We start from the raw sequence: 25,789 nt of genomic DNA, 5'->3' as shown, positions 1-25,789 counted from the left end.
GGCGGACGTTTCGGTTGTTTTACGGGTGGAGGATCACCAGGTCGTCCCTGTGTACGACTTCCCTCTCGTACGACGGCCCCAGCTCCCGCGCCAGTTCCCTGGTGGAGCGGCCGATCAGCTGGGGGATCTCCTTGGCGTCGAAGTTGACGAGCCCCCGGGCGACCGCGTGTCCGGCGCCGTCCCGGAGTTCGACGGGGTCGCCCGCGCTGAACTCCCCCTCCACGGCGGCGATTCCGGCCGGCAGCAGCGACATCCGGCGCTGTACGACCGCGCGCACGGCACCGTCGTCGAGCGTCAGCGAGCCCTGGGGCGTGGACGCGTGCTGGAGCCAGAGCAGCCGGTCCGCGGAGCGCTTGCCGGTGGCGTGGAAGTACGTGCCCGTGTCGCCGCCGCTCAGCGCGTCGGTCGCGTGGACCGTGCTGGTGAGCACGACGGGGATGCCCGCGGCGGCGGCGATCCGGGCCGCCTCGACCTTGGTGACCATGCCGCCGGTGCCGACGCCGGCCTTGCCCGCGCTGCCGATCTCGACATGGGCGAGGTCCTGCGGTCCCCGTACTTCCGCTATCCGCGAGGTGCCCGGCCTGCTGGGGTCGCCGTCGTAGACGCCGTCGATGTCGGAGAGGAGGACCAGCAGGTCGGCGTGGACGAGGTGGGCGACGAGGGCGGCGAGCCGGTCGTTGTCGCCGAAGCGGATCTCGTCCGTGGCGACGGTGTCGTTCTCGTTGACGATCGGGAGGGCGCCCATGGCGAGGAGCTTGTCGAGGGTGCGGGAGGCGTTGCGGTGGTGGGAGCGGCGGCTCATGTCGTCGGAGGTGAGCAGGACCTGGCCGACGCGGATGCCGTAGCGGGCGAAGGAGGCGGTGTAGCGGGCCACGAGGAGGCCCTGGCCGACGCTGGCGGCGGCCTGCTGGCGGGCCAGGTCCTTGGGGCGGCGGCGCAGGCCCAGCGGGGCGAGGCCCGCGGCGATGGCTCCGGAAGAGACGAGGACGACCTCTCTCTCGCCTCCGCTGCGGCTCTTGGCGAGGACGTCGACGAGTGCGTCGACGCGGTCGGCGTCCAGGCCGCCGGCCGCGGTGGTCAGCGAGGAGGAACCCACCTTGACGACGATCCTGCGGGCCTCGGTCACGGCCTGCCTTGCCCCTGCCACGTGCTGACTTCCCCTCGCGTAGGTACGGCTGCCCGCGCGGCAATCTACGCGAACAGGGCCGGGGCCGCGGATCGGTCCAGTCATCGGACAGCCGTCCGTGACTGTCCCGTCGGTCCGGCGAGGGGCCTTTGGTGGTCACGGACGGCCGTGGGAGTCCGCCGCGTCCAGGGTGTCTCAGGTGCCCTGGTCGCAGGCGTGCGCGGACCGCCGCTCTCGGGCGTGGCGGGCCAGTGGCTGCCGTCGACGGCCGGCGCCTACATGGAGGAGGAGCGGCTCTCCGCCCTGGAGGAGCATGCCGCGGCCGTCCTCGAAGCCGGCCGGGCGCGCGACACGATCAGGGACCTGACGTCACTCGTCGTCGAGCATCCCCTTCGGGAGCGCGCGGCGAGCCTGCGCATGACCGCACTGCACAGATCGGGCAGACGCGGCGACGCGTTGACCGTGTTCCGCGACCCCCGCCGTCACCTGGTGCAGGAACTGGGCGTCGAGCCGGGAAGCATCCTGCGCGACACCCATCAGGAGGTCCTGAGCGACCGGGCCCACCGTCCGCCGGAATCCGTCAGACCGCTGCCCGGCCTCGTGAGGTGACCGCCCGGGACAGCAGCACCCGGCGTGCCTTCCGCACCGCCCGCCGCAGGAGCGCGCCCGCCGCCCCCTCCCGGTACCCCTCGACCTCGCGGGCCTCCCGGGGTTCGGCGAGGTAGAGGGAGTCGGGCAGGCCCGCCTCGGCCGAGCGGAAGTGCGGATACGCCAGGTACACCCGGCGACCGCCCTTCTCCAGAACTGCCTCGGGGCGCTTCTTCGACTTGACGAACTCGACCACGTCCAGCAGGAGTTCGGGGCGTTCCCGCGCCACCAGATACAGCCGCAGCCGCTCGTCGACCTTGAGGCGGACGGCCACCTCGTCCGTCCAGTGGGCTGCCATCAGCGGCCTGGCCAGCTCGAACTTGTGGCGCCGTACCCGCTCGCTGTCCGCCAGGTACTTCGGGCCGAACTGCGGGAGCAGGGTCACCAGGAACGGACGGAGCATCAGCTTGTCGCGCTCCACGCCCGGCGGGACCATCTCGGCGACGAGGTTCATCAGGGCGCGCGCCGAGTCGAAGCGCAGGGTGTAACTCCCGCTCTTCGTCACGTGTTTGCCGTCGTCGCGGCCCACCAGGTAGTAGCAGACGTGGTCGGCGATCACGGAGACGCCGTCGGCCCGCAGATAGGCCTCCATCGTGAACAGCGCGTCCTCGCCGGTGAACAGCGACTCGTCGAACCGCATGCTGTGCCGCTCCAGCAGCGCCCGCCGGAACAGCTTCTGGGCGCTGAGCGTGAACTTGATGTTGGAGTGGAAGACGTCGGTGCGCTCCAGCGTCTCGACCCAGGCCGCCTTGGGCGGGACGCGGTTGATCCCCTCGACCCTGCCGAGCACCACATCGGTGCCGTTGCGGTCGGCCATCGCGACCATGCGCTCCAGGGCCTCGGGGGCGAGCCGGTCGTCGGCGTCGAGGAAGAAGACGTAGCGCCCGGCGGCCTTGCCAAGGCCGACGTTGCGCGGGGAGCTGGGGCCGCCGGAGTTCTCCTGGCGGATCACCGTGACGTGGTTCGCGGCGCGGGCGGCGAACTGCTCCAGGTACTCCCCCGTGCCGTCCGTCGAGCCGTCGTCGACGGCGACGACCTCGATCCGGGCCGGGTCCAGGGTCTGCGCCTCGACCGAGCGCAGGCACTCGACGAGGTACGGCATCGCCTCGTACGCCCCGATGACCACGGTCACATCGGGCTGTGTCACGGTCACGCGCTCCCCTTTGTCCATCGAATCGACATCTGGAAGACGGCCGACCGAGCGGATCGGTTGTCCTCCGTCAGCTGGGGATACGCAGAAGAGCCCGGTTTTCGAGGATCACTCCTCGAAAACCGGGCTCTTCTTGACCAAATTCTGACCCGCGCGGGTCAGCGGGTCAGCTCGTCAGTTCGGCCTCGGTCGCGGCCGACCGTTCCTGACCGACGTTGCGGGCCTCGGACTTGAGCGCCAGGTCCCGTACCGCGGTGTTGAACTGCTCGATGGACGTGGGCTCGTCCGGGCCGAGCAGGTACTGCTTGAGTTCCTTGCGGTCCTCGGCTAGCGGGTCGGCGTCCGGGGCGCGGACCGCCGCCAGCAGCTCGCCCAGTTCGGCGGCCTTGTTGGAGAGGATCACGGCGGCGCGCACCGCGGTGTTCTGCCGCTTGAACTCCTCGACGCCGAGCTGCGCGGAGTCCGTGACCGCGTACGGCTTGCCGCTCGCGATGAAGTCGGAGACCACGCTGGAGATGTCGGAGACCATCGCGTCGGACACGTTGAAGCAGTCGTACAGGCGCGGTTCGGCGCCGGAGATGACCCGGTGCTCGAAGGTGCCGAAGGACTGCCAGTACGCGTCGTTCCACTCGGCGCGCAGCCGGGCGATCTCCTCGTACTTGGCCAGGTCGACCACGCCGTCGCGGGTGAGTTCGGCCTCGTCGCCCTTGTCGGCGGCGCCGCCGGTCAGCTCGGTGATCCGGGCCTCGATGCGGGCCATGTCGGCCTTGGCCTTGGTCTGCGCGGCGGCGTCGGCCGTGAAGCGCGGGTCGGTCGCGCGCTGGGCGGCGGCCTTCTCGACCAGGGCGGTGACCTTGCGGTGGGCGGAGCCGGCCGCGGAGCTGACGGTGCCGGTGAAGGGGTGCGGCTTGTACAGGACGCGGACCGGCGGGTCGGCCTTGAGCAGCTTCTTCACGATGTTCTCGCCGGCCAGCAGCAGGGAGGTGTTGCCGGGGTCGTTGTCCCAGCCCTCCCAGGTCGGCGCGTACAGGACGGTGGGGATACGGCCGTCGGGGACGCCCTGCCAGGTCCGGATGGGGGCGAGCTGCGGGCGGCCGACCTCGACGATGTCGTCGTCGCGGACACCGACGTCGGCGATGGCGTAGCGGTCGCGGCCCGCGCGGCCGGCGGTCCACACCTCGTCGTAGACCTTGCTGAACGGGTTGACGCTGGCCAGCTTGTCGCTGTCGCCGTGGCCGATGAAGACGTGCTTCATGGTGGGGACGCGCAGCAGGTGGATGTTCTTGCCGACGTTGGCCGCGTAGAGCGCGACACGCACGCTGGAGAGGTCCATGTTCATCAGGTGCACGCCGCCGGGGACGCAGATGACGGGGACCTTGGTGGGAGCGAGGTTCTGCAGTATGACGCGCTCGCGGAGCAGGACCAGGGGCCGGGACTCCAGCTGCTCCATGGTCTCCAGCCACATGTTGACCTGGTACGCGGAGTCCTTGGAGCCGGAGAAGCAGAGCACCGTCTGCGGCTCGTACTCGTGCAGCCAGTCGTCGACTGCTTCGAGGATGACCTCGGCGGTCGGCGGGATCTTCGTGCCCCTTATGTAGGGCAGGAGCGCGACTACGTAGAGGGTGCCCAGGAACAGGGTGACGCCGATGCCGATGAAGGCGGCGACGGCCGAGTCCAGCTGCGCGGAGATCAGCAGGCCCACGACGGCGAACAGGTCGAGGTGGAGCATCTTCTCGGCCGAGCGCTCCAGCAGGCCGAACGGCGGGGCGTCCGGGATGTTGATGCGCGAGCCGAGGTCGACGTTGCGGGTGGCGACCGGCATCCGGCGGCGGTTGCGGATCAGCGTGACGACCGCGCCGTGCGGGGCCTGGAGGCCGTAGAACGCGATGAAGCAGGCGATCGCGCCGTAGAAGATCAGGTGGTCCGAGAGATCCATGCGGGCCAGCAGCAGGATCAGCAGGAGCTGGCGGATCAGGAAGCGGATCGAGAGGCCCGCCCGGACCTTGCTGAGGCGGTTGACCAGGTAGCTGGCCTGCCGGTGCAGATAGTGGTCCGCGACGTACGTCACGACGGCCGCGGCCGCGAAGGCCGGGACACTCGGGATGAGCGCGGCCAGCATGAGCGCGGGGAATCCCAGCATCATGAGGACGGCCGCGGCGAGCTCGGCCGCGCTGCCCACCCGGGCAACGCGGATGGCGGTGGAAATCACTGATAAACCTGCTCTTGGGGGTTTTGAGTAATTTACCGGGAACTCAGAGTCAGGCTTTATTAAACGCCGTCCTGGACGTCCAGCACCGAGGCGAGGGCGGCCTCGAAGCCGGAGGCCTTGGCCGCGCCGGCCGTCGGGTCCTGCTGGCGGACGTCGATGACGTGGCCGGTCAGCTCGGACAGCAGCACGTCGAGCGAGGTGCGGGCCACGGCCTCGGAGGAGAGCAGCGTGCCGGCGGGCTCCTGACCGAAGGCCTTGGTGCGCATCGGGGTGGCGGTGCGCTCCGGGTTGATGCAGTTGACGCGGATGCCGTCGCCGGCCCACTCGTCGGACAGGGCCTGCGTGAGGTTGACCATCGCGGCCTTGGTCGAGGAGTACAGGCTGTACTCGGCCCGGCCCCGGGTGTAGCTGCTGGAGGTGTAGAGCAGCAGCTGGCCCTTGGTCTCGGCGAGGTACTTGTACGCGGAACGGGCGATCTGCACCGGCGCCAGGTAGTTGACCTTCAGCGCTTCCTCGATGGTCGCGTTGTCCGTCTCGGCCAGCTTGCCGATGCGCAGCACGCCCGCGGTGTTGATGACGTGGTCGATGCGCCCGGTCTCGGCGTAGGCCTTGGACAGCGCGTCGTCGACCTCCTCCGGGTTCTCGACGTGCGTGCCGGTGGTGGAGCGGCCGAGCGCGTACACCGTGGCGCCGTAGCCCTCGGCGAGTTCGGCGATGTCCTTGCCGATGCCGTACGAGCCGCCGAAGACGACGAGGGTCTTGCCGGTGAGCAGCTCGCGGTAGGCGGCCTCGTCGACCTGCTCGGGGGCGGCGGTGGAGGCGAGCTGGAAGAGCTTGTCGGCGATGAAGACGTCGACGGGCTGGGTGACCTTCATGTTGTACTCGTCGCCCGCGACGACGTGGATCGGCACGTCCGGCAGGTACTTGAGTACGACCGAGCAGTCGTCGGTGGCCTGGAAGTTGGGGTCCCCGGCGGCGACCTCGTAGGCGCGGCGGATCGTGGACAGCTTGAACGCCTGGGGCGTCTGGCCGCGGCGCAGCCGGGAGCGGTCGGGGATCTCGGTGATGAACTCGCCGTCGTCGCCGTGCGTGCGGGTCACGATGATGGTGTCCGCGGAGGGGATGGCCACGTCGACGGCCTGGAAGCGCTCCAGCGCGATCACGCAGTCGTCGATCACGCGCTGCGAGAGCAGGGGGCGCACGGCGTCGTGGAAGAGGACGTTGGCGTCCTCGCCCTCGGCCAGGCCCTCACCGAGGGCGGCGATGGCGCGCTCGGTGGTCTCGTTGCGCGTGGAGCCGCCCTCGATGATCCGGGTGACCTTCTCGAAGCCGGCCTTGGCGACGATCTTCTCGACGTCGGGGACATAGCCCGGCGCCATCAGAACGATGATGTCGTCGATCGACTCGGCGTTCTCGAAGGTGGTCAGGGTGTGCTCGATGACTGCCTTGCCGGCGATCTTCAGCAGCTGCTTGGGGATCGAGAGACCCACGCGCTGGCCGGTACCGCCGGCCAGGATCACTGCGGTGGTGCGGGGCTTGGCTATGTGCGACACAGGCGACCTTGACCTACCTCGGGACAACGGGGGAACTGGCAAATGGTCCCACTCACGGTTACCGCAGTGCAAGGCGAGTGACCTCCGCCGCATATGTGAGCGACACCTGTCATTCATCTTGCACTGCTGGTGACCGCGCGACGACACCTCTCAGCGGCGCCGGAGCTTCTTCAGACAACGGTGGCCGAGAACGCGTACGAGTTCCTTCGACGACGTCTGGTGAACGGTCCGCGCCTTCGCCGGCGCGGTGTGCCGCACCGGCGCCGCTGCCGCCGCCGCGAGCGCCCCGTACAGCGCCTGCGCGGCCACCTCGGGCGCGATCCGCGGCGCCGCGGGCACCTGCTCCGAAGCCTTCGGTACGGCCGACAGGAGCGCGGTGTCGCCGACGATCCGGACGCCCGTGGCGGCGATCGTGCCCGCCATCTCGGCGCCGATCGAGCCCGCCGCCTCGACGGCCCACCGCGGTGTCGTGATCTTCACGTCCTGCGGGGTCGGGCTGCACGAATTCTTCATATGCATGACGGCGCCGTTGCGCACGAGCTTGGAATACAGCTCGTCGGGGAGCCCATTGCCGCGGAATTCCACATTGAGTTTCCGCAGCATTTCGGTCTCGGCGAGGGTAAGAGAGCGGTTGGCCGCGTCCGGAACCGGCCGCAGCAGATTCGCGGGCAGTCCGAGCAGCGCCTCGAAGGTGCGCAGCAGCCCGTCCCGGTCGCCGTCGTCGACCACCACGACCGTGACCCGCTCGGGGCCCACGGCCCGCGTCCAGCGCTCCACCAGCCGGTCGTGCCGGTGCCGGCGCCAGAAACTGGGGTTGGGCTGCTCGTAGGGCGCCTTGCGGAGCATGTGCTCCAGCCAGTTGTCGTAGCCCATGCGCAGGCCGTTCTGCACGTACTGCTGCCACTGCGAGGGCATGATCCTCGCCAGCGGGCGCAGGGTGATCAGGATGTGCACGCGCTCGCCGCCGAGCTGCTCCACGATCCGCGCGATCGTCTCGTCGTCCTCGGCGTCGGCGAAGAACTCGCTGCTGATCACCGAGGTGCGGTCGCCCGTGGCACGCACGGCGTCGAGAAGCCGCGTCCAGTGCTTGTCGGTGGGCACGGTGTCGCCCATCATCGCGGGCCGGGCGCAGGCGGCGAGGGCCGCTTCCATCGGGTGCCTGCTGTGCGCGGGGAAGTCGACGCCGTGCTCGGGCATCGCGTCCTTCGCGGCGAACAGCGCGCCCTGGATGGCGGTGGTCCCGGTCTTGTGCGGGCCGATGTGCAGCAGCCGGGTCCCGGAGGGCAGCGCTTCCTTAATACAGTCCGTCTCCATGGTTAATGGAAGGTAAGAGTTGTTCCTGAGTTTGACCTGAGAGGAGCCTGGGACACAGATGAGTCCCAGGCTCCGGTCACACAGGCTTCACGAACCTCGGACCACCTGGACCCCGGGATCACCCGCCTCGACGCGCAGCGAGGCGTAGGTGCTCGGCACGGCCGTCGGCTTCAGCACGGTGTCCACGACCCGCACCTGCGCGTCGATGCCGTCCCGCCGGATGTCGAACAGGTGGTAGCCGCGGTGGGCGTCGATCACCTTCCAGTGCGGGTTGTCCGCCATCAGCGGGTCCCACTGGGCGTGGAAGGCGGCCTGGTCCTGGTCGCCGTTGCTGGAGATGGACGTGCCGACGAACTCGGCGCCGACGACGGCGGAGGCCGGGTCGGCGAAGTCCTCCTTGAGGTCGCTGATCATCGTCAGGTGCCGGTCGCCGCTGAGCACCACCGGGTTGCGGACGCTCTTGAAGTCCTCCAGCAGGGCGTTGCGTTCGACCTGGTAGCCGTCCCAGGCGTCGTAGAACCACTGCTTGCCCGCGCCGAGCAGGATGTCCGTCTCGGCCATCATGATCTGCGAGGCGATCACGTTCCAGCGGGCCGGCGAGTGGCGCAGCCCCTTCAGCAGCCAGGCCTTCTGCTCGGCGCCCATCATGGTCATCGACGGGTCCTCGGCGCCGGCCTGCGTGGTGGCCTGGTCGCTGCGGAACTGCCGGGTGTCCAGGACGTTCAGGCGCATCAGGCGGCCGAATTCGAGGCGCCGGTACATCTGGATGTGCGGCCCGTCCGGCACGGCGCTCGCACGCACCGGCATGTGCTCGTAGTACGCCTGGAAGGCCGCCGTCAGCCGCGCCACGAACGCGTCGTGCGACTGCTGGGCGGGGTCCTGCGGGACCTCCCCCGCCCAGTCGTTGTCCACCTCGTGGTCGTCGAAGGTCACCACCCAGGGGGTGTTGGCGTGCATCGCCAGCAGATCGGGGTCGCTGCGGTACTGCGCGTACCGGTTGCGGTACTGCACCAGGCTGTACGGCTCCCCGGTCCCCTCGTGGCGGCGCGGCCCCGCGTTCGACGGCGTCGACTCGTAGATGTAGTCGCCGACGAAGAGCACGAAGTCGGGGTCCTGGGACAGCATGTCGGCGTACGGCGTGAAGTAGCCGTTCTGCCAGTTCTGGCAGGAGGCGAGCGCGACGCGCAGCCGGCCGCCCGAGCTGTCCGGGTGCGGCGCGGTGCGGGTGCGGCCGGTGGCGGAGAGCTGGCCGTCGGCACGGAAGCGGTACCAGTAGTCACGGCCCGGGCGCAGTCCCCGTACATCCACGTGAACGCTGTGCCCGTACTCGGGCCGCGCGGGCGCGACTCCGCGGCGCACGTGCTTTCTGAAACGGGCGTCCTCCGCGATCTCCCACTCCACGGGGACCACCCGGTCGGGCATCCCGCCGCCGTTCAGCGGGTCCGGGGCGAGGCGCGTCCACAGCACGATGCCGTCGGGCAGCGGGTCGCCCGAGGAGATGCCGAGGCTGAACACACCGTCGGGCAGCGGGGTTTCGGCCGCCCGGGCGGAGGTCGGCAGCCACAACTGGGCCGAGGCGGCGGCCCCGAGCACTGCCGCGCCTGCCGTGAGAAAACGTCGTCGATCGGGTGATACGGCTCCGGTCATCGTGAACTCCCTTGCGACGTTGGCCTCTTGGGTCACTTGGAAGCCTCACAGTGCGCGGAGTCCCGCCTGTTGAACAGTACGTATCGCGTCCATGACAAATCGGCACACAGCAAGAGACCCGTTGCTTCGAGAGCAACGGGTCTCAGCCAGTCTGGGTTACGCCTGACGGTCCGTCAGAGTGCCACGCCGACGGTTCAGAAGGGCTTGAACTCCTCGAACTCCTGCGCCGCCTCGTCCCGCTCGGCCTGCCGGTCCCGGCGCCGCTGGGTCGCGGGCCGCGGCTCGTCGAGCCGGTGGTCCTCGCCACGCCGGCCCAGCATCTCGGCGCCGGCCATGACGGTCGGCTCCCAGTCGAAGACGACCGCGTTGTCCTCGGGGCCGATCGCGACACCGTCGCCGGAGCGGGCTCCCGCCTTCATCAACTCCGCCTCCACACCGAGGCGGTTGAGCCGGTCGGCGAGATAGCCGACGGCCTCGTCGTTGTTGAAGTCGGTCTGGCGCACCCAGCGTTCGGGCTTCTCGCCGCGCACGCGGAAGAGGCCGTCCTCCTCCAGTACGACGGTGAAGCCGCTGTCGTCGACCGCCTTCGGGCGGATGACGATCCGGGTCGCCTCCTCCTTCGGCTTCGCGGCGCGCGACTCGGCGACGAACTCCGCGATGGCGAAGGACAGTTCACGCAGTCCCGTGTGGGCGACGGCCGACACCTCGAAGACGCGGTAGCCACGCGCCTCCAGGTCCGGCCGCACCATCTCGGCGAGGTCCTTGCCGTCCGGTACGTCGATCTTGTTGAGGACGACCATGCGCGGCCGGTTGCCGAGACCGCCGTACTCCTTCAGCTCCTCCTCGATCGTGTCGAGGTCGGAGATGGGGTCGCGCTCGGACTCCAGCGTCGCGGTGTCCAGGACGTGCACGAGGACGCTGCACCGCTCGACATGGCGCAGGAACTCGAGGCCGAGGCCCTTGCCCTGGCTGGCGCCGGGGATCAGTCCGGGGACGTCGGCGATCGTGTAGACGGTCTCGCCGGCCGTGACGACGCCCAGGTTCGGGACGAGGGTCGTGAAGGGGTAGTCGGCGATCTTCGGCTTGGCCGCGCTGAGCACGGAGATCAGCGAGGACTTGCCGGCGCTCGGGTAGCCCACGAGAGCGACGTCGGCGACCGTCTTCAGCTCCAGGACGATGTCCTGGAGGTCGCCGGGCACGCCGAGCAGCGCGAAGCCGGGGGCCTTGCGACGGGCGCTCGCGAGAGCCGCGTTGCCGAGGCCGCCGCGGCCGCCCTGCGCGGCGATGTACGAGGTGCCGTGGCCGACCAGGTCGGCGAGCACGTTGCCCGCGCCGTCGAGCACGACCGTGCCGTCCGGCACCGGCAGGACCAGGTCCTGGCCGTCCTTGCCGGAGCGATTGCCGCCCTCGCCGGGCTTGCCGTTGGTGGCCTTGCGGTGCGGGGAGTGGTGGTAGTCCAGCAGCGTGGTCACGGACTGGTCGACGACGAGGATGACGTCACCGCCCCTCCCGCCGTTGCCGCCGTCCGGGCCGCCGAGCGGCTTGAACTTCTCACGGTGGACGGAGGCACAGCCGTGGCCTCCGTTACCCGCGGCGACATGCAGCTCGACGCGGTCCACGAAGGTGGTCATGGGATGTGCCTCCAGTTACTTACGGGGTGTCTTTGTACTAACACGCGAAAGGCGGACCCGCTTCCCACCAGGGGAAGTGAGGTCCGCCTCGCGAAAGCTTCCGATCAGGCGACCGGAACGATGTTCACGACCTTGCGGCCACGGTGGGTACCGAACTCCACCGCACCGGCGTTCAGCGCGAACAGCGTGTCGTCGCCGCCACGGCCGACGCCCGCACCGGGGTGGAAGTGGGTGCCGCGCTGGCGGACCAGGATCTCACCCGCGTTGACGACCTGACCGCCGAAGCGCTTCACGCCGAGCCGCTGGGCATTGGAGTCGCGACCGTTCCGGGTGGACGATGCGCCCTTCTTGTGTGCCATCTCTCCTCAGTCCCTTACTTCGCAGCCGCGGGGATCTCAGTGACCTTGATCGCCGTGTACTGCTGGCGGTGGCCCTGACGACGGCGGTAACCGGTCTTGTTCTTGTAGCGAAGGATGTCGATCTTGACGCCCTTGTGGTGGTCCACGACCTCGGCCTGGACCTTGATGCCGGCCAGGACCCACGGGTCGCTGGTCACAGCGTCGCCGTCGACAACGAGCAGGGTCGAGAGCTCGACCGTGTCGCCAACCTTGGCAGTGGAAATCTTGTCAACCTCAACGATGTCGCCGACAGCAACCTTGTGCTGGCGACCACCGCTGCGCACGATGGCGTACACGCGGATCTCACTCTCTCGCTCGGGAACGGCACCCCCGCAGTCCAGCCGCCCTGCAGAGCAGACGGCCTCTCCCGATGGAACACACCCGGGAGGAAGAGGTTTACGGGGATGTGGCGTGTCACCAGTGGACACGCCGACAGTCAAGGTTACGGGGCCGCGGCCGAACGGGTCAAACCGGGCCCGTGGGAGTGCGACCGGTCACATCGACCGGCCGCACCCACCCCGGGTTCAGCCCTCGTCGGTGGAGGCGGTGACGGAGGACGGGCCCGTCTGCTCCGCCGCCGCGGTCTTCTTCGACGTGGTCTTGGCGGCCTTCTTGGCCGTCGTCTTCTTCGCGGCCGTCTTCTTGGCCGCGGTCTTGGTGGCCGCCGCCTTCTTGGCGACCGCCTTCTTCGCCGGGGCCTTCTTGGCGGCCTTGCGCGCGGCCGTCTTCTTGGCCGGAGCCTCGACGTCGGCCTCGGCCTCGGTCACTGCTTCCGCGGCGGCCGGGGCCGGCTCCGCCACGGTCGACGGTACGACCACGACGGCCGCCTCCTCCGACGCGGTGGGCGCGGTCGCCTTGCGCACGGCACGACGCCGCGGGCGGGCCGGGGCCGCGCTCTCGGCGGGCACCTCGGGCTGCTCGACCGGGGCGGCCGGCGCGGGCGTCTCGACGACGACCGGCGTGGAAGCCTCGGTGACCGTCACCACGGCGGCCTCCTCGGACCCGGCCGGAGACCCGGCGGGCGCGGTGGCCTTACGGGTCGCACGACGGCGCGTACGGCCCTTGGGCGCGGCGTCGTCGGCAACCTCGGCGGCCTCGGCAACGGGGGCTTCGGCAGCGACCTGAGTCTCGACCACCGGGTCCTCCACGGCGACGGGCCCGGCCTGCGCGACGGCGACCGGCTCGGCCTCCGCGTGGACCTCACGCGCCTCGTGAACCTCGCGCGGCTGCCGCGACTCACGCGACTCCGCCCTCGGCGCACCGGCCGGAGCCGACGCCCGCCGGCTCGTGCGGCGCCGCGAACGCCCGCGGGTGGCCGCGGCCTCCGCCTCGGCGGCGCTGCTGTACAGGTCCTCGTCGGGCCTGAACTCCGTCTCGGCGAACGGCACCGGCATCGCGACCTCGGCCGCCACCTCCGCCTCGGTCTCGACCTCGTCGGAGTCGTGGTCGTGCTCGTGCGTCTCGTGGCCGTCGTGCGTGTCGTGGGCGTCCTGCCCGTCGCCGCCGCGTCCGCGCCGCTTGCGCTTGCCGCCGCCACCGACCGAGGTCGGCTGCTCCATGTGCACGATGACACCGCGGCCGTTGCAGTGGACGCAGGTCTCGGAGAAGGACTCCAGGAGGCCCTGTCCGACACGCTTGCGGGTCATCTGCACGAGACCGAGCGAGGTGACCTCGGCCACCTGGTGCTTCGTACGGTCGCGGCCCAGGCACTCCAGGAGCCGGCGCAGGACGAGGTCCCGGTTGGACTCCAGCACCATGTCGATGAAGTCGATGACGACGATGCCGCCCAGGTCGCGCAGCCGCAGCTGGCGCACGATCTCCTCGGCCGCCTCCAGGTTGTTCCTGGTCACGGTCTCTTCGAGGTTGCCGCCCTGACCGGTGAACTTGCCGGTGTTGACGTCGATCACGATCATCGCTTCGGTCTTGTCGATGACCAGCGAACCGCCGCTCGGCAGCCAGACCTTGCGGTCCAGCGCCTTCATCAGCTGCTCGTCGATGCGGTACGTCGCGAAGACGTCGACCTCGGAGGTCCACTTGGACAGCCGGTCGGCGAGGTCGGGGGCGACGTGCGAGACGTAGCCGTGGATGGTGTCCCACGCCTCGTCACCGCTGACGATGACCTTGGTGAAGTCCTCGTTGAAGATGTCGCGCACGACGCGGACGGTCATGTCCGGCTCGCCGTACAGCAGCGACGGGGCGTTCGAACCGCCGCCGCTCTTCGACTTCTTCTGGATGTCCTCCCACTGCGCCTGGAGCCGCTCGACGTCACGGCGCAGCTCGTCCTCGCTCGCGCCCTCGGCGGCGGTGCGCACGATGACGCCCGCGTCCTCGGGGACGATCTTCTTGAGGATGGTCTTCAGCCGGGCCCGCTCGGTGTCGGGCAGCTTGCGGCTGATGCCGGTCATCGAGCCCTCGGGGACATACACGAGGTAGCGCCCCGGGAGGGAGACCTGGCTGGTCAGACGCGCGCCCTTGTGGCCGATCGGGTCCTTGGTGACCTGCACGAGGACCGACTGGCCGGACTTGAGGGCGGACTCGATGCGGCGCGGCCCGTTGGCCATGCCGAGCGCCTCGAAGTTGACCTCACCGGCGTACAGGACGGCGTTGCGCCCCTTGCCGATGTCGATGAACGCGGCCTCCATGGAGGGCAGCACGTTCTGGACCTTGCCCAGGTAGACGTTGCCGACGTACGAGGTCGACTGCTCCTTGTTGACGTAGTGCTCGACGAGCACGCCGTCCTCCAGGACGCCGATCTGCGTGCGCTCACCGCTCTGCCGGACGACCATCACCCGCTCGACGGCCTCACGGCGGGCCAGGAACTCCGCCTCGGTGATGATCGGGACGCGGCGGCGCCCCTGCTCACGGCCTTCGCGGCGGCGCTGCTTCTTGGCTTCGAGACGCGTGGAGCCCTTGATGGACTGCACCTCGTCGCTGGGGTGGTCGTCCTTCTTGGCGCGCGGCTCGCGGACCTTGACGACGGTGCGCTCGGGGTCGTCCGACGACGAGGCCGACTCGCTCTCGCCGCCCGAGTCACCGGCGCGACGACGACGGCGGCGCCGGCGACGGCTGCTGCTGGACCCGGAACCGCCCTGGTCCTCGTCCGCCTCCTCGGCGTCCTCCTCGACCTGCTCGGCGGTGTCCTCGGCGTCTTCGGCGGCCTGCTCGGCGGCGTACTCCTCGCCGTCCTCGGCCTCGTCCTCACCGCCGACGGACTCGCCACGGCGACGGCGACGGCCGCCACGGCGACGGCGGCGGCGCGAACCGGTCTCCTCGGTCTCGTCACCGTCGGCGGAGTCCTCGGCGGCCTCGTCGGCCTCCTCCGGCTCCTCCTCGGCGACGACGGTCTCGACGACCGCCGCAGCTACGGGCTCGGCCTCGAAGGCGGCACCGCGGCGACGACGCCGACGACGCCCGCCGGTCTCCTCCTCGACGACCTCCGCGGCCACGGGCTCGGCGACGACGATCTCTTCCTCGTCGTCCTCCACGGCCTCGGCGGCAGCGGCCGCGGCGCGCTCCGGCGTCTGGAACATCGGCTCGGTGAAGACGGGCGCCCGGAACACGGCCACGGCGGGACGTGCGGGCCGGCGCGGCCCCTCGTCCTCCTCGGCGGCGCTGCCGTTCTTGGGTGCGGGCGCGGAGAACCCGCCGGCCGCGGTCCGCGCGACCCGGCGCCGGCGACGCGGTCCGGAGTCCTCGGCGGGAGCGTCGGCGGTGGTGTTCTGCTCCGCGGCGTCCGCGGCGGTCTCGTCGTTCACAGGGGTCTCCTCGCCCACGGGCGTCCCGGCAGGCGCGGACACACGGCGCGTGGCGCGACGACGGCTCCTGCGCGGCGCGGCATCCTCTTCGGACGCGGCGGGCGCGGCACCTTCGGTCACTTCGGTTGCGGCGGCAGCGGGCGCTGCGCTCGCTTCGGTCTCTTCGGCGGCTTCGGCCACGTCGGTGTTCCCGACGGCCTCGGCGGCCTGCGGCGCACCGGCGGGCGCGGAGGCGCGCCGGGTAGCACGACGGCGCGTACGCCCGGCGGGCGCGCCCTCGGCCTCTTCCACCGGAGCTTCAACAGCTACGGCTTCCTCGACGACGGCCGGCTCAACAGGCTCCTCCGCCTGCTCCACCACGGTCTCAGGGACGACGGCCTCGGGCGCGGTCACCTTGCGCGTGGCCCGGCGGCGGGTACGGCGCGGAGCCGCGTCCTCGCCGGACACGACGGGCGCGGCCTCTTCCGCCACGGCGGTCTCTTCAGGCGCGGCGGCAACAGCCGGCACCACGGTCTCGGCCGCCTCGGCCACCGCACTCGCCTCGGGCGCACCGGCGGGCGCGGACACTCGGCGGGTCGCACGACGGCGCGTACGCCCGGCGGGCGCGGCCTCTTCAGCCTCTGCGGCTGCTACGACGGCGGGCGCCTCGGCGGCCACCGCGGTGACCTCGACGACGCTCTCGTCGGTCTCGTGCTTCTCGTCGCTCACCTCGGCCGGTATGGCCGGAGCGCTGCTTTCGACCGCGCCCTCGGGGGCGGTCGGCGGTCCCGCCGGGCGAGACGCGGCGCGGCGCCTGCGGCGCGGCGGCAGCGTGTCGCTGGGGGTGTTCGGTTCGGAACCCTCGATGGGTTCGGTCGGTTCGAGCATGCGGGCGTTTCTCCCGTCAGGCTCCCGGGCGCCGCGCCTGGTCCGGCTCGGATGCCGGTGACGTCCGCGGCTCGCGCGTTGCGCGGTGCCGCCGTCCGGGGCGCGGGCGCCGCACGGGAGCTCTCTGTGTCCTGTCTCGCCGGTTCCGTACGCCCAGTTGCGGACGGCCTGGCGAAAGTCTTGTGGTCGGTGCGCTGCCCGACCCAGGTGGCTCCCGAGTCCGAGGGCGGCGCTACGACGTCCGTCCTACGCGGAACCTTCCCTACGCCGGCGCCTTCGCGGCGGCAGCTTCGGCGACCGTGGGATTCCCGGTCACTGCTGCCTCGCGGTCGGGCGCGAGCGGGTCGGTCACCGTGCCGGTCTCTTCATCGAACAGCCCCTGCGCCAGCCTGGTCACCGCTACGGCGACCGGCGGCGCCAGGTCGGCCACGGCGCGAAGACCGGACAGGACGTCGTCGGGTCGAACGGCAGGCGTCACGTGCCGAACAACCAGCCGCAGTATCGCACAGGCCTGGTCGGTAGGCCTATCAGCCTGGGGACCGATCGTCCCGGAAGAGGCTTCGAGGCTCGCTACGGCCGAACGGGCGTCGAAGGTGCGCAGGCCGTTCTTGGCCATGCGCTGGACCTCGACGCTCTCGGCCGCGTTGAACGCCGCCACCGCGCGCTCGGCATCCTCGGGAGCCACCCCGTCGAGCCGCAGCTCCCACACGGAAGCCGTGAGCCGGTCGGCGAGCCCGGAGGTCCGGGCCTCGACCGCGTCGACGATGTCGAGGCCGACGGGCATCGACTCGTCGAGCAGCTCGCGCAGCTTGTCGGGGTCGCGCTCGGCGGTGAGCGCGATCTCCAGGTATTCCGCCTCACTGCCCGTGCCGGTGGGTGCGGCATTGGCGTACGACACCTTCGGGTGCGGTGTGAACCCGGCCGAGTACGCCATCGGCACCTCGGCGCGGCGCAGCGCACGCTCGAAGGCGCGCTGGAAGTCACGGTGGCTGGTGAACCGGAGGCGGCCGCGCTTGGTGTAACGCAGTCGGATGCGCTGCACCGCGGGTGCGGGCGGCGGGCCTTCGGGCTGTCGCTTGCCCAGTGTCCTAGTCCTTCGTGAGAACGGTCGTACTTCTACCAAGAGTACGTGTGTCGTCGCCCCTCGGTTCCCGTCGCTCCACCGGCTGCGGCTGCCGGGACTCGCCGAAGACCATCCGCCGGAAGTCGGCGCGCGCCTGCCGGGCGGACTCGCGCGCGGCGGTCAGCGCCTGCCGGGTGACCCGGCCCACGGCGCGCGCGGCCTCGGCGGCGGGCCGCAGCACCAGGTCCCGTACGACGTGTCCGACCGGGGTGAGGACGGTCCGGTACACCCAGCTCACCGGCGCCACGAAGATCCACCGGAAGAGGGTCGCGAGTGCCCGCCCCACGGCGAGCGAGATGTGCCCGGCGATCCGCCAGGCGTGCCCGAGGGCGTCCCACACCTCGCGCCCCACGACGGCGAGGACCCGTCCGACCGGTGCCAGGACCCAGCGCCAGAGCGCGACCGCGGGCAGCACGAGCAGAATCCGGGCCGTCCAGTAGAGGACGACACCCACACCGGTACCGACGGTCCTCGCCAGCCACAGCAGCCCCCGACCGCACCAGGCGAGCGCGCGCCCGACCGGCGCGAGCACCCAGGCGTACAGCCACCCGGCGGGTACGACGAGCAGATACCGCCCGAGCCAGGCCAGGCCGGCAGCCAGCCCGTCGACGACCCACACGCACGCGTGCCCGACGGGAGTGAGCACGCGCGCGTACACCCACGCCAGGCCGTTCCCGATCTGCCGGGCGCTCCATCCGAGGGCGTGCCCGAGCGGGGTCAGCACCTGCCGGTACAACCAGACCAGGGGCACCAGGACGAGCATGTTCACGAGCCATCCGACCGCCTTCGCGCCGGGTACGACGACGTACCGCCACAGCGCGACCAACGGCCACACGAACAACGCCCGCCCCACCGGCCGCAGCACGGTCCGCCACAGGAACCGCCCGCCGGCCACCAGCGCGTCCCACACCATCCGCACCGGCACGACCAGCACGAGAACGACGATCCGCACGGGAACACGGATCGCGACGACGAGACACCCCTCGGGCGACTGCGGCGCGGGCTGCGCGGACGGTTTCTCGAAGTTCACAGGCGCGTTCATATCAGGCAAGACGCCTCAACACCCCGTACGGATGCGGTACGGCACCCTCCTCATGGGTCAGGGGTACGAGTCCGCGCGGGAGACGTGGGTGTGCAGCAGCCGGGGCGAGGGCGCGAAGCCGCGTCGGGCGTAGGCGGGGACCGCCCGGGGCGAGGAGTGGACGGTGACGCGTTCGAGGCCGAGTTCCCGGGCACGGCCCAGCACCGCCTCCACGAGCCGCCCGCCGACCCCGCTGTCCCGTTCGCCGGGGATCACGTACACGCACTGCAAGTCACCGGAGGCCCGGTGCAGGGCGCGCGGACTCGGCACCCTCTGCACCACGGCCAGCCAGGCCATTCCGATGACCGCACCGTCCCGTACGACGACCATGCAGCGGTGCGAACCGGCGTGCTCCGCCGCCCAGTCGACGAAGTGTCGTACGAACTCCTCGCGGGTGGTGGCGGGTTGGTCGCCGCCCTCCAGAATCCACTGCCACCGCAGCCCTGCGACGGCATCCAGCTCGGCGGGTTCGGCGGGGCGGATCACCAAGTCATTCACCCGTGCATTGTGCGGGAGTCGGGCGGTCGTCGGCAGGGGGCGTCAACAGCGCGTCGACGATCTCCCGCAGGGGCGCGGCCAGTTGACCGGCGGTCGCGTCGCGCAGGGGCCGCAGACCGACGGCGGACCGTACGACGGCGACGCCGACGCCGAGGGCGACCAGGAGCTGTGCCCGCAGCAGCCGTTCGTCGTCGTCCCCCTCCCCCGCCGCTCCCCCGCCGGACGCCGCAAGGATCTGGCGGCCGAACTCGTCGAGGGCCTTGCGGCGCAGCGCGTCCACCCGCTCGTCGCCGGAGCCGCGCAGCAGCATCAGCACGGGGTGTTCGCCGAACTCCGGCCAGGCACCGGCGGAGAGCTGGTGGCTGAGTGCCTCGGCGAGGCCTTCCCGGTCCTGCGGGAAGTGCTCGTCCCGGCCCAGGAATCGGGGAGTCGAGGCCAGCGCCGCCTTGAACAGCCCTTCCTTCGAGTCGAAGTACCGCTTGATGAGCGCCAGGTTGACCCCGACGTCGGCGGCCACGTCCCGCAGTGTCGTGCGGTCGTACCCGAGCCGAGTGAACCGGCTGCTCGCCGCCTCCAGGAGGGCCTGCCGGGTCGCCGCCGCGTCGCGTCGACGGGGTTCGTCGCTCTCACTCGTCACCACCGGGGCCTCCCTGGACCAGCTCAAGTAATCACTCGTTGACATGACTACAGGGCATGGTTACGTTAGGCAAGTAATCACCTGATGACTTATGCCTCCCGTCCGAAAGGACAACGGTGTCCAAGCAAGCCCTCCTCGTCATGGACGTCCAGCGCGTCATCGTCGACCGCTATCCCGACCCGGCCTATCTGCCGCGCCTGAGCAAGGCGATCGGCGCGGCCCGCTCGGCCGGCGTCCCCGTGATCTACGTGACCGTCGGCTTCCGCCCCGGCGCTCCGGAGGTCAGCGCCCGCAACAAGATGTTCGGCAGGCTCGCGGGCGTCCAGCTGCCGGCCGCCGCCCGGGCCAACGAGATCCACCCGGACGTGGCCCCCGAACCCGGCGACATCCTCGTCACCAAGCGCCGCGTCAGCGCGTTCGCCGGCAGCGACCTCGACATGGTGCTGCGGGCGAACGACCTCGACCACCTGGTCCTGACAGGCATCGCCACCAGCGGTGTCGTCCTGTCGACGCTCCGCCAGGCGTCCGACCTGGACCTCACCCTCACCGTCCTGTCCGACGGCTGCCTCGACAACGACCCCGAGGTGCACCGGGTCCTCACGGAGAAGGTGTTCCCGATGCAGGCGGACGTCACGACGGTGGCGGAGTGGGTCGCCGCGCAGTGAACTCCCTATATTGATCCCCGTACTTGACGCCGGTGCTCGACGTGCCGGAGTCAATGTCCGTGCGATCCGGGGGGATTGAGCGCTCGTGCGACCAGACAGAACACTCGGGGCGGCGGTGGTCGGCGCCCTCTGTGCCGTAGCCGTACTGCTGCTCGGCGGATGCGGGACGCGGGTGGCCGGTGCCGCGGACGGCACGGGCGACCCGGCGCCGACCGGATCGCTGCCCTGGACCCTGTCGCAGCCCTTCGAGGTCACGGCGGCCCAACTCGCCGCCGACCGGCGGACGTTGACCCTGACCGCCCAGGTGCCCGACGGCAAGAAACCGTGCGTGCGAGCACTCAAAACCGCGCTCACCGGCACCTCGCAGCAGAACATGTGGGTCCAGATCACCTTCACCACGCCGTCCGGGGACAAGCGCTCCGGCTGCACCGGACAACGTACGGCCTCGACGCGCATGCGACTGCCCGAACCCCTGGGCAGCCGGCAGCTGATCGTCGACAACGACACCCAGTTCACCGCCGACGGCGCCAAGCCGCCCGCCCTGCGGCTGTGCGGGGAACTCGGCTGTCACCCGGCGCCCACCGGCTGCACCACCGCCTCGTACGAGCAGGCGATGATCGCGGCCGACGCCCCCGAGCACAGCTACCGTGACGCGGAACACTGCGACGGCAAGTGGCTGGTCATCGACTTCTCGTGGCGTACGGGCCCGGTCTGCGGCGACACGACCGCGACCCCGTCCGGCTGCACCTCGCGGCTGGGCGACCGCGTGTTCTTCCGCGCCGAGCCCGCGGGCTGGAAGACGATCACGGAGAGCGCGACCGGCGGCTGCAAGGCGATACAACGCGCGGAGCCCGAGTTCCCCACGGCACTGTGCGCGGCGTTGGCCCCGCTCTCCGCCTCCCTGCACCCGAGCTATCCGCCGCCGTCGGCTTCGGCGACCACGACCGCACCCACCCCGTAGCCTTGGTCAACACACGCCAAGAACGGGGGAGTTCAAGAAGCCGGGCTGGGCCGACGAGAACGCCACCGGGCGGACAAGTACCGGGCGCCTACTTCTTCCTCCCCCTGGCCGCCTTGCCGGCCCGTGAGACCTTCGGCCTACGTGCGGGGACCGTGGCGAGGTGCGGGGCGGAGAACTCCCGGTTGGCCAGGGTCTGTTGGCGGACGGCGGTGGGCAGGTCCGGCAGGGACAGCAGTCTGTCGCAGGCCTCGACGGCGGCCGCATGCTCGCCCACCCAGTAGGCGGCGATCGAGAACTCGAAGAGAAGCCCCCACCGGTACACCCAGGGTTTGGTGAAGAGCAGGTCGTCGGGTGCCGGTCTGCCGACCGCGTCGACGAGCAGGGCGTACGCGGTGCGGTAGCGGCCGGCGAGGCGCAGTCGGGACGCCAACTCGTAGCAGGCTTCGAGTCGTTGAGGGCGTCCGTCCCACGCCCGGGAGAACGCGTCCATCGCGCCCGGCCAGTCGTCGGTCCGCTCCGCCCGCAGGACTCCCGCCTCCAGGAGCGAGCAGTAGACCTCCTCGCCCCAGCCACCCATCCGGGCGCGACGCTCGTAGAGGGCGATCGCCTCCTCCGCGTGCCCGAGATCGCGTTCGGTGTTGGCCAGGTAGAAGACGGTGCGCGGGTTGTCGGGGTCGCGGTCCAGTTCGCGCCGGAGCAGGCGCGCGTCCCGCTCGAACTTGTCGCCGCGGCAGCCGCCGTCGGCCTGGTCCTCGATGACGAGGGCACCCAGGTTCTCCTGGGTGTCGGGCTCGTCGGTACACGGGTACTCGTGCGTGACGCCCTCGTAGCGCCACAGCCAGTCGCCCCGCATCAGGTGCTTGAACCGGTGCTGGGTGCCGGGGCCGTCGTAGCGCAGCATGTACGAGCCCGCCGTCAGCCGCGGCAGCGGAGCGTCCTGCCGCAGGACGTGGTCGGCGTCGAGCGTGAGCAGATAGTCGGCCCTGCCGCGGGCGAGCTGGATGTTCCGGGTGCGGTTGTGCCCGAAGTCGACCCAGGGTTCCTCGTGGAGTTCGCCCGGAACACCGTCCAGCACCTTGCGGATCAGGTCCTGCGTGCCGTCCGTGGAGCCGGTGTCGGAGATCACCCAATAGTCGATGAGCGGGCGGACGGCCTCCAGACAGCGCTCGATCACGAGCGACTCGTTCTTGACGATCATGCACAGGCAGAGAGTCTGTTGCTGCTTCACGGCCTCACCCGTCCCGGACGCCGGCGTCCCGTCGGAAACTCGCGCGCCACAGTGACACGCGCCCGCTCCCCGCCCGTCCATCCACGCGGAGGACCGCGCCCGAGAGCCCCCGAACAGCGGCGGCTTGGCCCGGACGGGTGATCACAGGTAAAAAATGCCCCATCGGCACGCATCGATTAGTCCGATACGACGATAAATGGGCGCGTCCGCACCGCCACGCCGGTCACCTCACATCCCCCACATCACACTCGCACTCGGATTCGGGACATCACCCGAACCGGTCGAGCAGGGAGCACGAAGATGAGGATGAGTCCTGAGTTCCGGACAGCACCACTGGGACCGCTGGCCCGGGACCGGTTCAAGAAGGCGGGCATGGTCGCCTCGCTGTCGCTGGTGCTGGCGGCCGGCGTCGTCGATCCGGCCGCCGCGGCCGCTCGCGGCATGACCGACCAGGCGAGAGCCGCCGCGGGCAACGGCGGCGACCACTGCAAGCCGCACCACCACCACAAGTCACGCGTGACCGAGGGCGGCGGCAAGGGCGACTGCAAGGGACCGACCGGGCCCACCGGCCCGAAGGGCACCACGGGAGCCACCGGCCCGACCGGACCCACGGGACCGACGGGTGCGACCGGAGCGACAGGTGCGACCGGAACAGGCACGCCCGGCACACCCGGTGCCACCGGCCCCACGGGTCCCTCCGGGGGCACACCTGGTGCGACCGGAGCCACCGGCGCAACCGGCGCGCAGGGCCCCACGGGCCCGACTGGACCCACGGGCGCCAACGGGACACCGGGACAGCCTGGAGCCACAGGCGCGACCGGAGCCACCGGGGCAACAGGCGCGGCCGGGCCGTGCTCCGACATCGACGCCCAGCAGGACTCGAACAACTTCGAGCTGCGAGCCGCGCTGACCGGTGGAAAGACCTACGCGGGCATCCACGACCTCCGGGGCACCACCCCCCGCAACTTCCTCTGGACCGACCTCAGCACCCACGCCAACTACCCGGCGGGCGGCGCGGCCGGCACCCCCTGCGGGGTCGCCATCAACGGGCACAGCGCCAACGCGGGCGAGCCCATCAAGTTCGACGTCATGACGACCACGGGCCAGGTCTGGGAGACCACCTGTGTCGAGGTCAACAGCACCAACCCCGCCACGCTGAACTGCAACACCGGAAACGTCCCCAACCCCTGGACCAAGGTGACGCTGCAGCCCTCGCCCGGGGTCACCAACGGCGGGGTCTGACCGCCCCCGCACCACACGGTGCCCGGAGGTCGGCCGACAGACCTCCGGGCATCCCCGCGGCTCTACTCGGCCCAGCGTCCTACCGCGGTCAGCCACGCGATCCCCGGATTCAGCCAGTTCGGGAAGCGCCGCACCATTTCGCCGAAGTACTCCGCCCGGCCGGCGGCGCCGGTGAAGGTCTCTGCGGCAGCTTCGAGGTAGTTGCGTGTGTCGGCGATGATCGATGAGGGATCGCCGCGCTCGGGATTCTTGTGGCCGGCCACGACGGTGGTCGGGTTGACCGCGTCCACGGCATCGATCGCCCTGAGCCAGGATTCGATGCCGTGTTCGCCGGCCTCGGAAAGATACTGGTGCACCTGGTTGTAGATGACGTCTCCGCTCACGACCAGGTCCAGCGAGGGGATGTGCAGGAACGTCGTGTGCTCGGTGTCGGTATGTCCTGCGGCGTGGGGAACGACCGGCTCCCCGTCGACCTGGAGTCCGCTTTCCGGTACGGCCTCGGCGATGACCGGGGTATCGCCGATCAGTCCCGGAAACGCCGTTCGCCAGAACGGGTTCGGCTTCCCACCGGGGGTGGTCCGGTGCATTTCCGCGAGCGTTTCGGTGGTGGCCCACACCTTGAGGTCGGGGAATCGCTCACGTACGGGCGCTGTCGCGTACCAATGGTCGCCGTGCGCATGGGTCACGTAGATTCCGGTGATCGTGCGATCGAACCCGGCGGCCCAATCGGCGACGGCGACTCCCTGCTCGGTCGTCAACCCGGGGTCGACCAGAATGGCCTCGCGAGGGCCATAGAGAATCGTCGTGGACAACGGAGACCACAGCAGGGGCCCGCCGTCGGGCCGAGGAGGCAGGGCGCCCGCCGACAACGGCTGCATGGGGCTGACGTGTACGGCAAAGCCGAGAGCTGTCATTGGTGTTCCATTCGCGTGGGTGAGAAATGGGAATGCCTATGGGCGGAGCCCGGTCATGCAGCCGGGCGGGGATTCGGCCACCGGCCTCAGTCTGTTGCGGACGCTCGATCCATGGCCAAGAAGGCACTTACCGATAGAATCGCGCCATGGACCGTATGGACCGACACCGAGTCGCCGTTCTCGCGCTGGACGGTGTGTATCCGTTCGAGCTGGGCATCCCGGCACGCATCCTGGGAGCTGCCGACGGCCGGTACGAGGTTGATGTCTGCTCGGTCGACGGCGGCCCGGTCGAGACGAATGCCGGGTTCTCGATCACGGTGCGGTACGGCCCGGAGCTTCTCGAATCGGCTGACACGGTGATCGTCACTCCGGTGGATCCGAGCAGACTGACCCGGGAACTGCCGGAGGAGGTCACCGCCGCGCTCACCAGGTGCCGTCCCGGAACCCGGCTCGCCTCCATCTGCACAGGCGGGTTCGTCCTGGCCGCGGCCGGACTGCTCGACGGCCGGACCGCGACAACGCACTGGGAGTGCGCGCCGGTGTTCCGCCGCTGGTTCCCGCACATCCGTCTCGACGAGGGGGTGCTGTTCGTCGAGGACGGAGACGTGCTCACCTCCGCCGGTGCCGCTGCGGGGGTGGACCTGTGCCTGCATCTGATCCGGATCGACCACGGAATCCGTCTGGCCAACGTCGCCGCCCGACGCTGCGTGGTGCCGCCCTTCCGCGAAGGCGGTCAGGCCCAGTACATCCAGCGTCCGATCCCCGAAGGCGATGCCGCGTCCACCTCCGCCACGCGTCAGTGGGCACTCGAGCGGCTCGGCGAACCCCTGACTCTGCCGCAGCTCGCGCAGCACGCCCATATGAGTCCGCGCACCTTCAGCCGGCGGTTCCGGGACGAGACCGGAGTGACGCCGAGACAGTGGCTCATCAGGCAACGCCTGGACCGCGCCCGTCAGTTGTTGGAGTCCAGCGGCATGACCGTCGACCAGATCGCCACGGACATCGGGTTCGCCACCGCCGCCTCTCTGCGCCAGCTCATGCACGCCGAACTGGGCGTCTCCCCGGCCGCCTACCGACGGACCTTCCGGGCGGCCACCCCGGCGGGTGGGCCGGTGCGGGCGGGCACGGCCTAGGTCCGGGGC

At 70.6% G+C, this 25,789-nt stretch carries 21 protein-coding genes; 5 read left to right on the top strand and 16 right to left on the bottom strand.

Going from position 1 to position 25,789, the window contains the following annotated elements:
• Positions 1–19: 19 nt before the first annotated feature.
• Entirely contained in the window at positions 20–1,126 is a 1,107-nt protein-coding gene (gene proB, locus ACQHII_RS31955; RefSeq protein WP_427925455.1) for a glutamate 5-kinase, read from the bottom strand.
• A 216-nt stretch (positions 1,127–1,342) separates the two neighbouring features.
• On the opposite strand from proB, the gene ACQHII_RS31950 reads away from it, so the two are divergent.
• Positions 1,343–1,735: an AfsR/SARP family transcriptional regulator gene (locus ACQHII_RS31950; RefSeq protein ID WP_427922519.1), complete on the top strand. Its 393-nt coding sequence runs from the start codon at positions 1,343–1,345 to the stop codon at positions 1,733–1,735.
• Here ACQHII_RS31950 and ACQHII_RS31945 read toward each other — a convergent pair.
• The 13 genes from ACQHII_RS31945 to ACQHII_RS31885 all read right to left on the bottom strand — a co-directional run bounded on the left by ACQHII_RS31945 (position 1,707) and on the right by ACQHII_RS31885 (position 19,637).
• Positions 1,707–2,927: a glycosyltransferase family 2 protein gene (locus ACQHII_RS31945; RefSeq protein WP_427922518.1), complete on the bottom strand. Its 1,221-nt coding sequence runs from the start codon at positions 2,925–2,927 to the stop codon at positions 1,707–1,709. The genes ACQHII_RS31950 and ACQHII_RS31945 overlap by 29 nt on opposite strands.
• Positions 2,928–3,090: 163 nt before the next feature.
• Positions 3,091–5,133 carry a hypothetical protein gene (locus ACQHII_RS31940; protein ID WP_427922517.1) on the bottom strand — a complete coding sequence of 681 codons (2,043 nt, stop codon included), beginning with the start codon at positions 5,131–5,133 and terminating at the stop codon, positions 3,091–3,093.
• Between the two features lie 59 nt (positions 5,134–5,192).
• Positions 5,193–6,686: an SDR family NAD(P)-dependent oxidoreductase gene (locus ACQHII_RS31935; protein WP_427922516.1), complete on the bottom strand. Its 1,494-nt coding sequence runs from the start codon at positions 6,684–6,686 to the stop codon at positions 5,193–5,195.
• Between the two features lie 150 nt (positions 6,687–6,836).
• The gene (locus tag ACQHII_RS31930; RefSeq protein WP_427922515.1) at positions 6,837–8,000 is read right to left on the bottom strand and encodes a hypothetical protein; all 1,164 of its coding nucleotides are present in this window, start codon (positions 7,998–8,000) and stop codon (positions 6,837–6,839) included.
• Between the two features lie 87 nt (positions 8,001–8,087).
• Positions 8,088–9,647 (bottom strand): alkaline phosphatase D family protein, encoded by a 1,560-nt coding sequence (locus ACQHII_RS31925; protein ID WP_427922514.1) that lies wholly within the window; start codon positions 9,645–9,647, stop codon positions 8,088–8,090.
• 194 nt (positions 9,648–9,841) lie between these two features.
• Positions 9,842–11,278: a GTPase ObgE gene (gene obgE / locus ACQHII_RS31920; RefSeq protein WP_427922513.1), complete on the bottom strand. Its 1,437-nt coding sequence runs from the start codon at positions 11,276–11,278 to the stop codon at positions 9,842–9,844.
• 104 nt (positions 11,279–11,382) lie between these two features.
• Positions 11,383–11,637, bottom strand: coding sequence for a 50S ribosomal protein L27 (gene rpmA, locus ACQHII_RS31915; protein ID WP_007381992.1), 255 nt, complete (start codon positions 11,635–11,637; stop codon positions 11,383–11,385).
• Between the two features lie 14 nt (positions 11,638–11,651).
• Entirely contained in the window at positions 11,652–11,972 is a 321-nt protein-coding gene (rplU, locus tag ACQHII_RS31910; RefSeq protein ID WP_007381993.1) for a 50S ribosomal protein L21, read from the bottom strand.
• Positions 11,973–12,200: 228 nt separating this feature from the next.
• Entirely contained in the window at positions 12,201–16,298 is a 4,098-nt protein-coding gene (locus ACQHII_RS31905; RefSeq protein WP_427922512.1) for an Rne/Rng family ribonuclease, read from the bottom strand.
• 262 nt (positions 16,299–16,560) lie between these two features.
• Entirely contained in the window at positions 16,561–17,340 is a 780-nt protein-coding gene (locus tag ACQHII_RS31900; RefSeq protein WP_427922511.1) for a TIGR03936 family radical SAM-associated protein, read from the bottom strand.
• A 46-nt stretch (positions 17,341–17,386) separates the two neighbouring features.
• Entirely contained in the window at positions 17,387–18,451 is a 1,065-nt protein-coding gene (locus ACQHII_RS31895; RefSeq protein WP_427922510.1) for a hypothetical protein, read from the bottom strand.
• A 69-nt stretch (positions 18,452–18,520) separates the two neighbouring features.
• A complete protein-coding gene (locus ACQHII_RS31890) occupies positions 18,521–19,000 on the bottom strand; it encodes a GNAT family N-acetyltransferase (RefSeq protein ID WP_427922509.1) in 480 nt (159 codons plus the stop codon).
• The gene (locus ACQHII_RS31885) at positions 18,993–19,637 is read right to left on the bottom strand and encodes a TetR/AcrR family transcriptional regulator (protein WP_427922508.1); all 645 of its coding nucleotides are present in this window, start codon (positions 19,635–19,637) and stop codon (positions 18,993–18,995) included. The genes ACQHII_RS31890 and ACQHII_RS31885 overlap by 8 nt, the downstream gene beginning before the upstream one ends.
• Positions 19,638–19,753: 116 nt before the next feature.
• On the opposite strand from ACQHII_RS31885, the gene ACQHII_RS31880 reads away from it, so the two are divergent.
• Both ACQHII_RS31880 and ACQHII_RS31875 read left to right on the top strand, forming a co-directional pair.
• Positions 19,754–20,302: a cysteine hydrolase family protein gene (locus ACQHII_RS31880; RefSeq protein WP_427922507.1), complete on the top strand. Its 549-nt coding sequence runs from the start codon at positions 19,754–19,756 to the stop codon at positions 20,300–20,302.
• A gap of 85 nt (positions 20,303–20,387) precedes the next feature.
• Complete coding sequence (locus ACQHII_RS31875) at positions 20,388–21,263, top strand: hypothetical protein (RefSeq protein ID WP_427922506.1); 876 nt, start codon at positions 20,388–20,390, stop codon at positions 21,261–21,263.
• A gap of 88 nt (positions 21,264–21,351) precedes the next feature.
• Here the strand turns inward: ACQHII_RS31875 and ACQHII_RS31870 are convergent, their stop codons facing one another.
• The gene (locus ACQHII_RS31870; protein WP_427922505.1) at positions 21,352–22,491 is read right to left on the bottom strand and encodes a glycosyltransferase; all 1,140 of its coding nucleotides are present in this window, start codon (positions 22,489–22,491) and stop codon (positions 21,352–21,354) included.
• Between the two features lie 300 nt (positions 22,492–22,791).
• Here ACQHII_RS31870 and ACQHII_RS31865 point away from each other — a divergent pair, with 300 nt between their 5' ends.
• On the top strand, positions 22,792–23,733 hold the full coding sequence (locus ACQHII_RS31865) for a hypothetical protein (protein WP_427922504.1): 942 nt from the start codon (positions 22,792–22,794) through the stop codon (positions 23,731–23,733).
• 62 nt (positions 23,734–23,795) lie between these two features.
• Here ACQHII_RS31865 and ACQHII_RS31860 read toward each other — a convergent pair whose 3' ends face one another.
• Positions 23,796–24,647, bottom strand: coding sequence for an MBL fold metallo-hydrolase (locus ACQHII_RS31860; protein ID WP_427922503.1), 852 nt, complete (start codon positions 24,645–24,647; stop codon positions 23,796–23,798).
• A 155-nt stretch (positions 24,648–24,802) separates the two neighbouring features.
• On the opposite strand from ACQHII_RS31860, the gene ACQHII_RS31855 reads away from it, so the two are divergent.
• Positions 24,803–25,780 carry a GlxA family transcriptional regulator gene (locus tag ACQHII_RS31855; protein WP_427925454.1) on the top strand — a complete coding sequence of 326 codons (978 nt, stop codon included), beginning with the start codon at positions 24,803–24,805 and terminating at the stop codon, positions 25,778–25,780.
• Positions 25,781–25,789: the final 9 nt, after the last annotated feature.

It is taken from the genome of Streptomyces sp. cg40 (assembly GCF_050320165.1).
GTDB classification, from domain to species: Bacteria; Actinomycetota; Actinomycetes; order Streptomycetales; family Streptomycetaceae; genus Streptomyces; species Streptomyces hokutonensis.
This window is presented reverse-complemented; position numbering and strand designations above follow the sequence as displayed.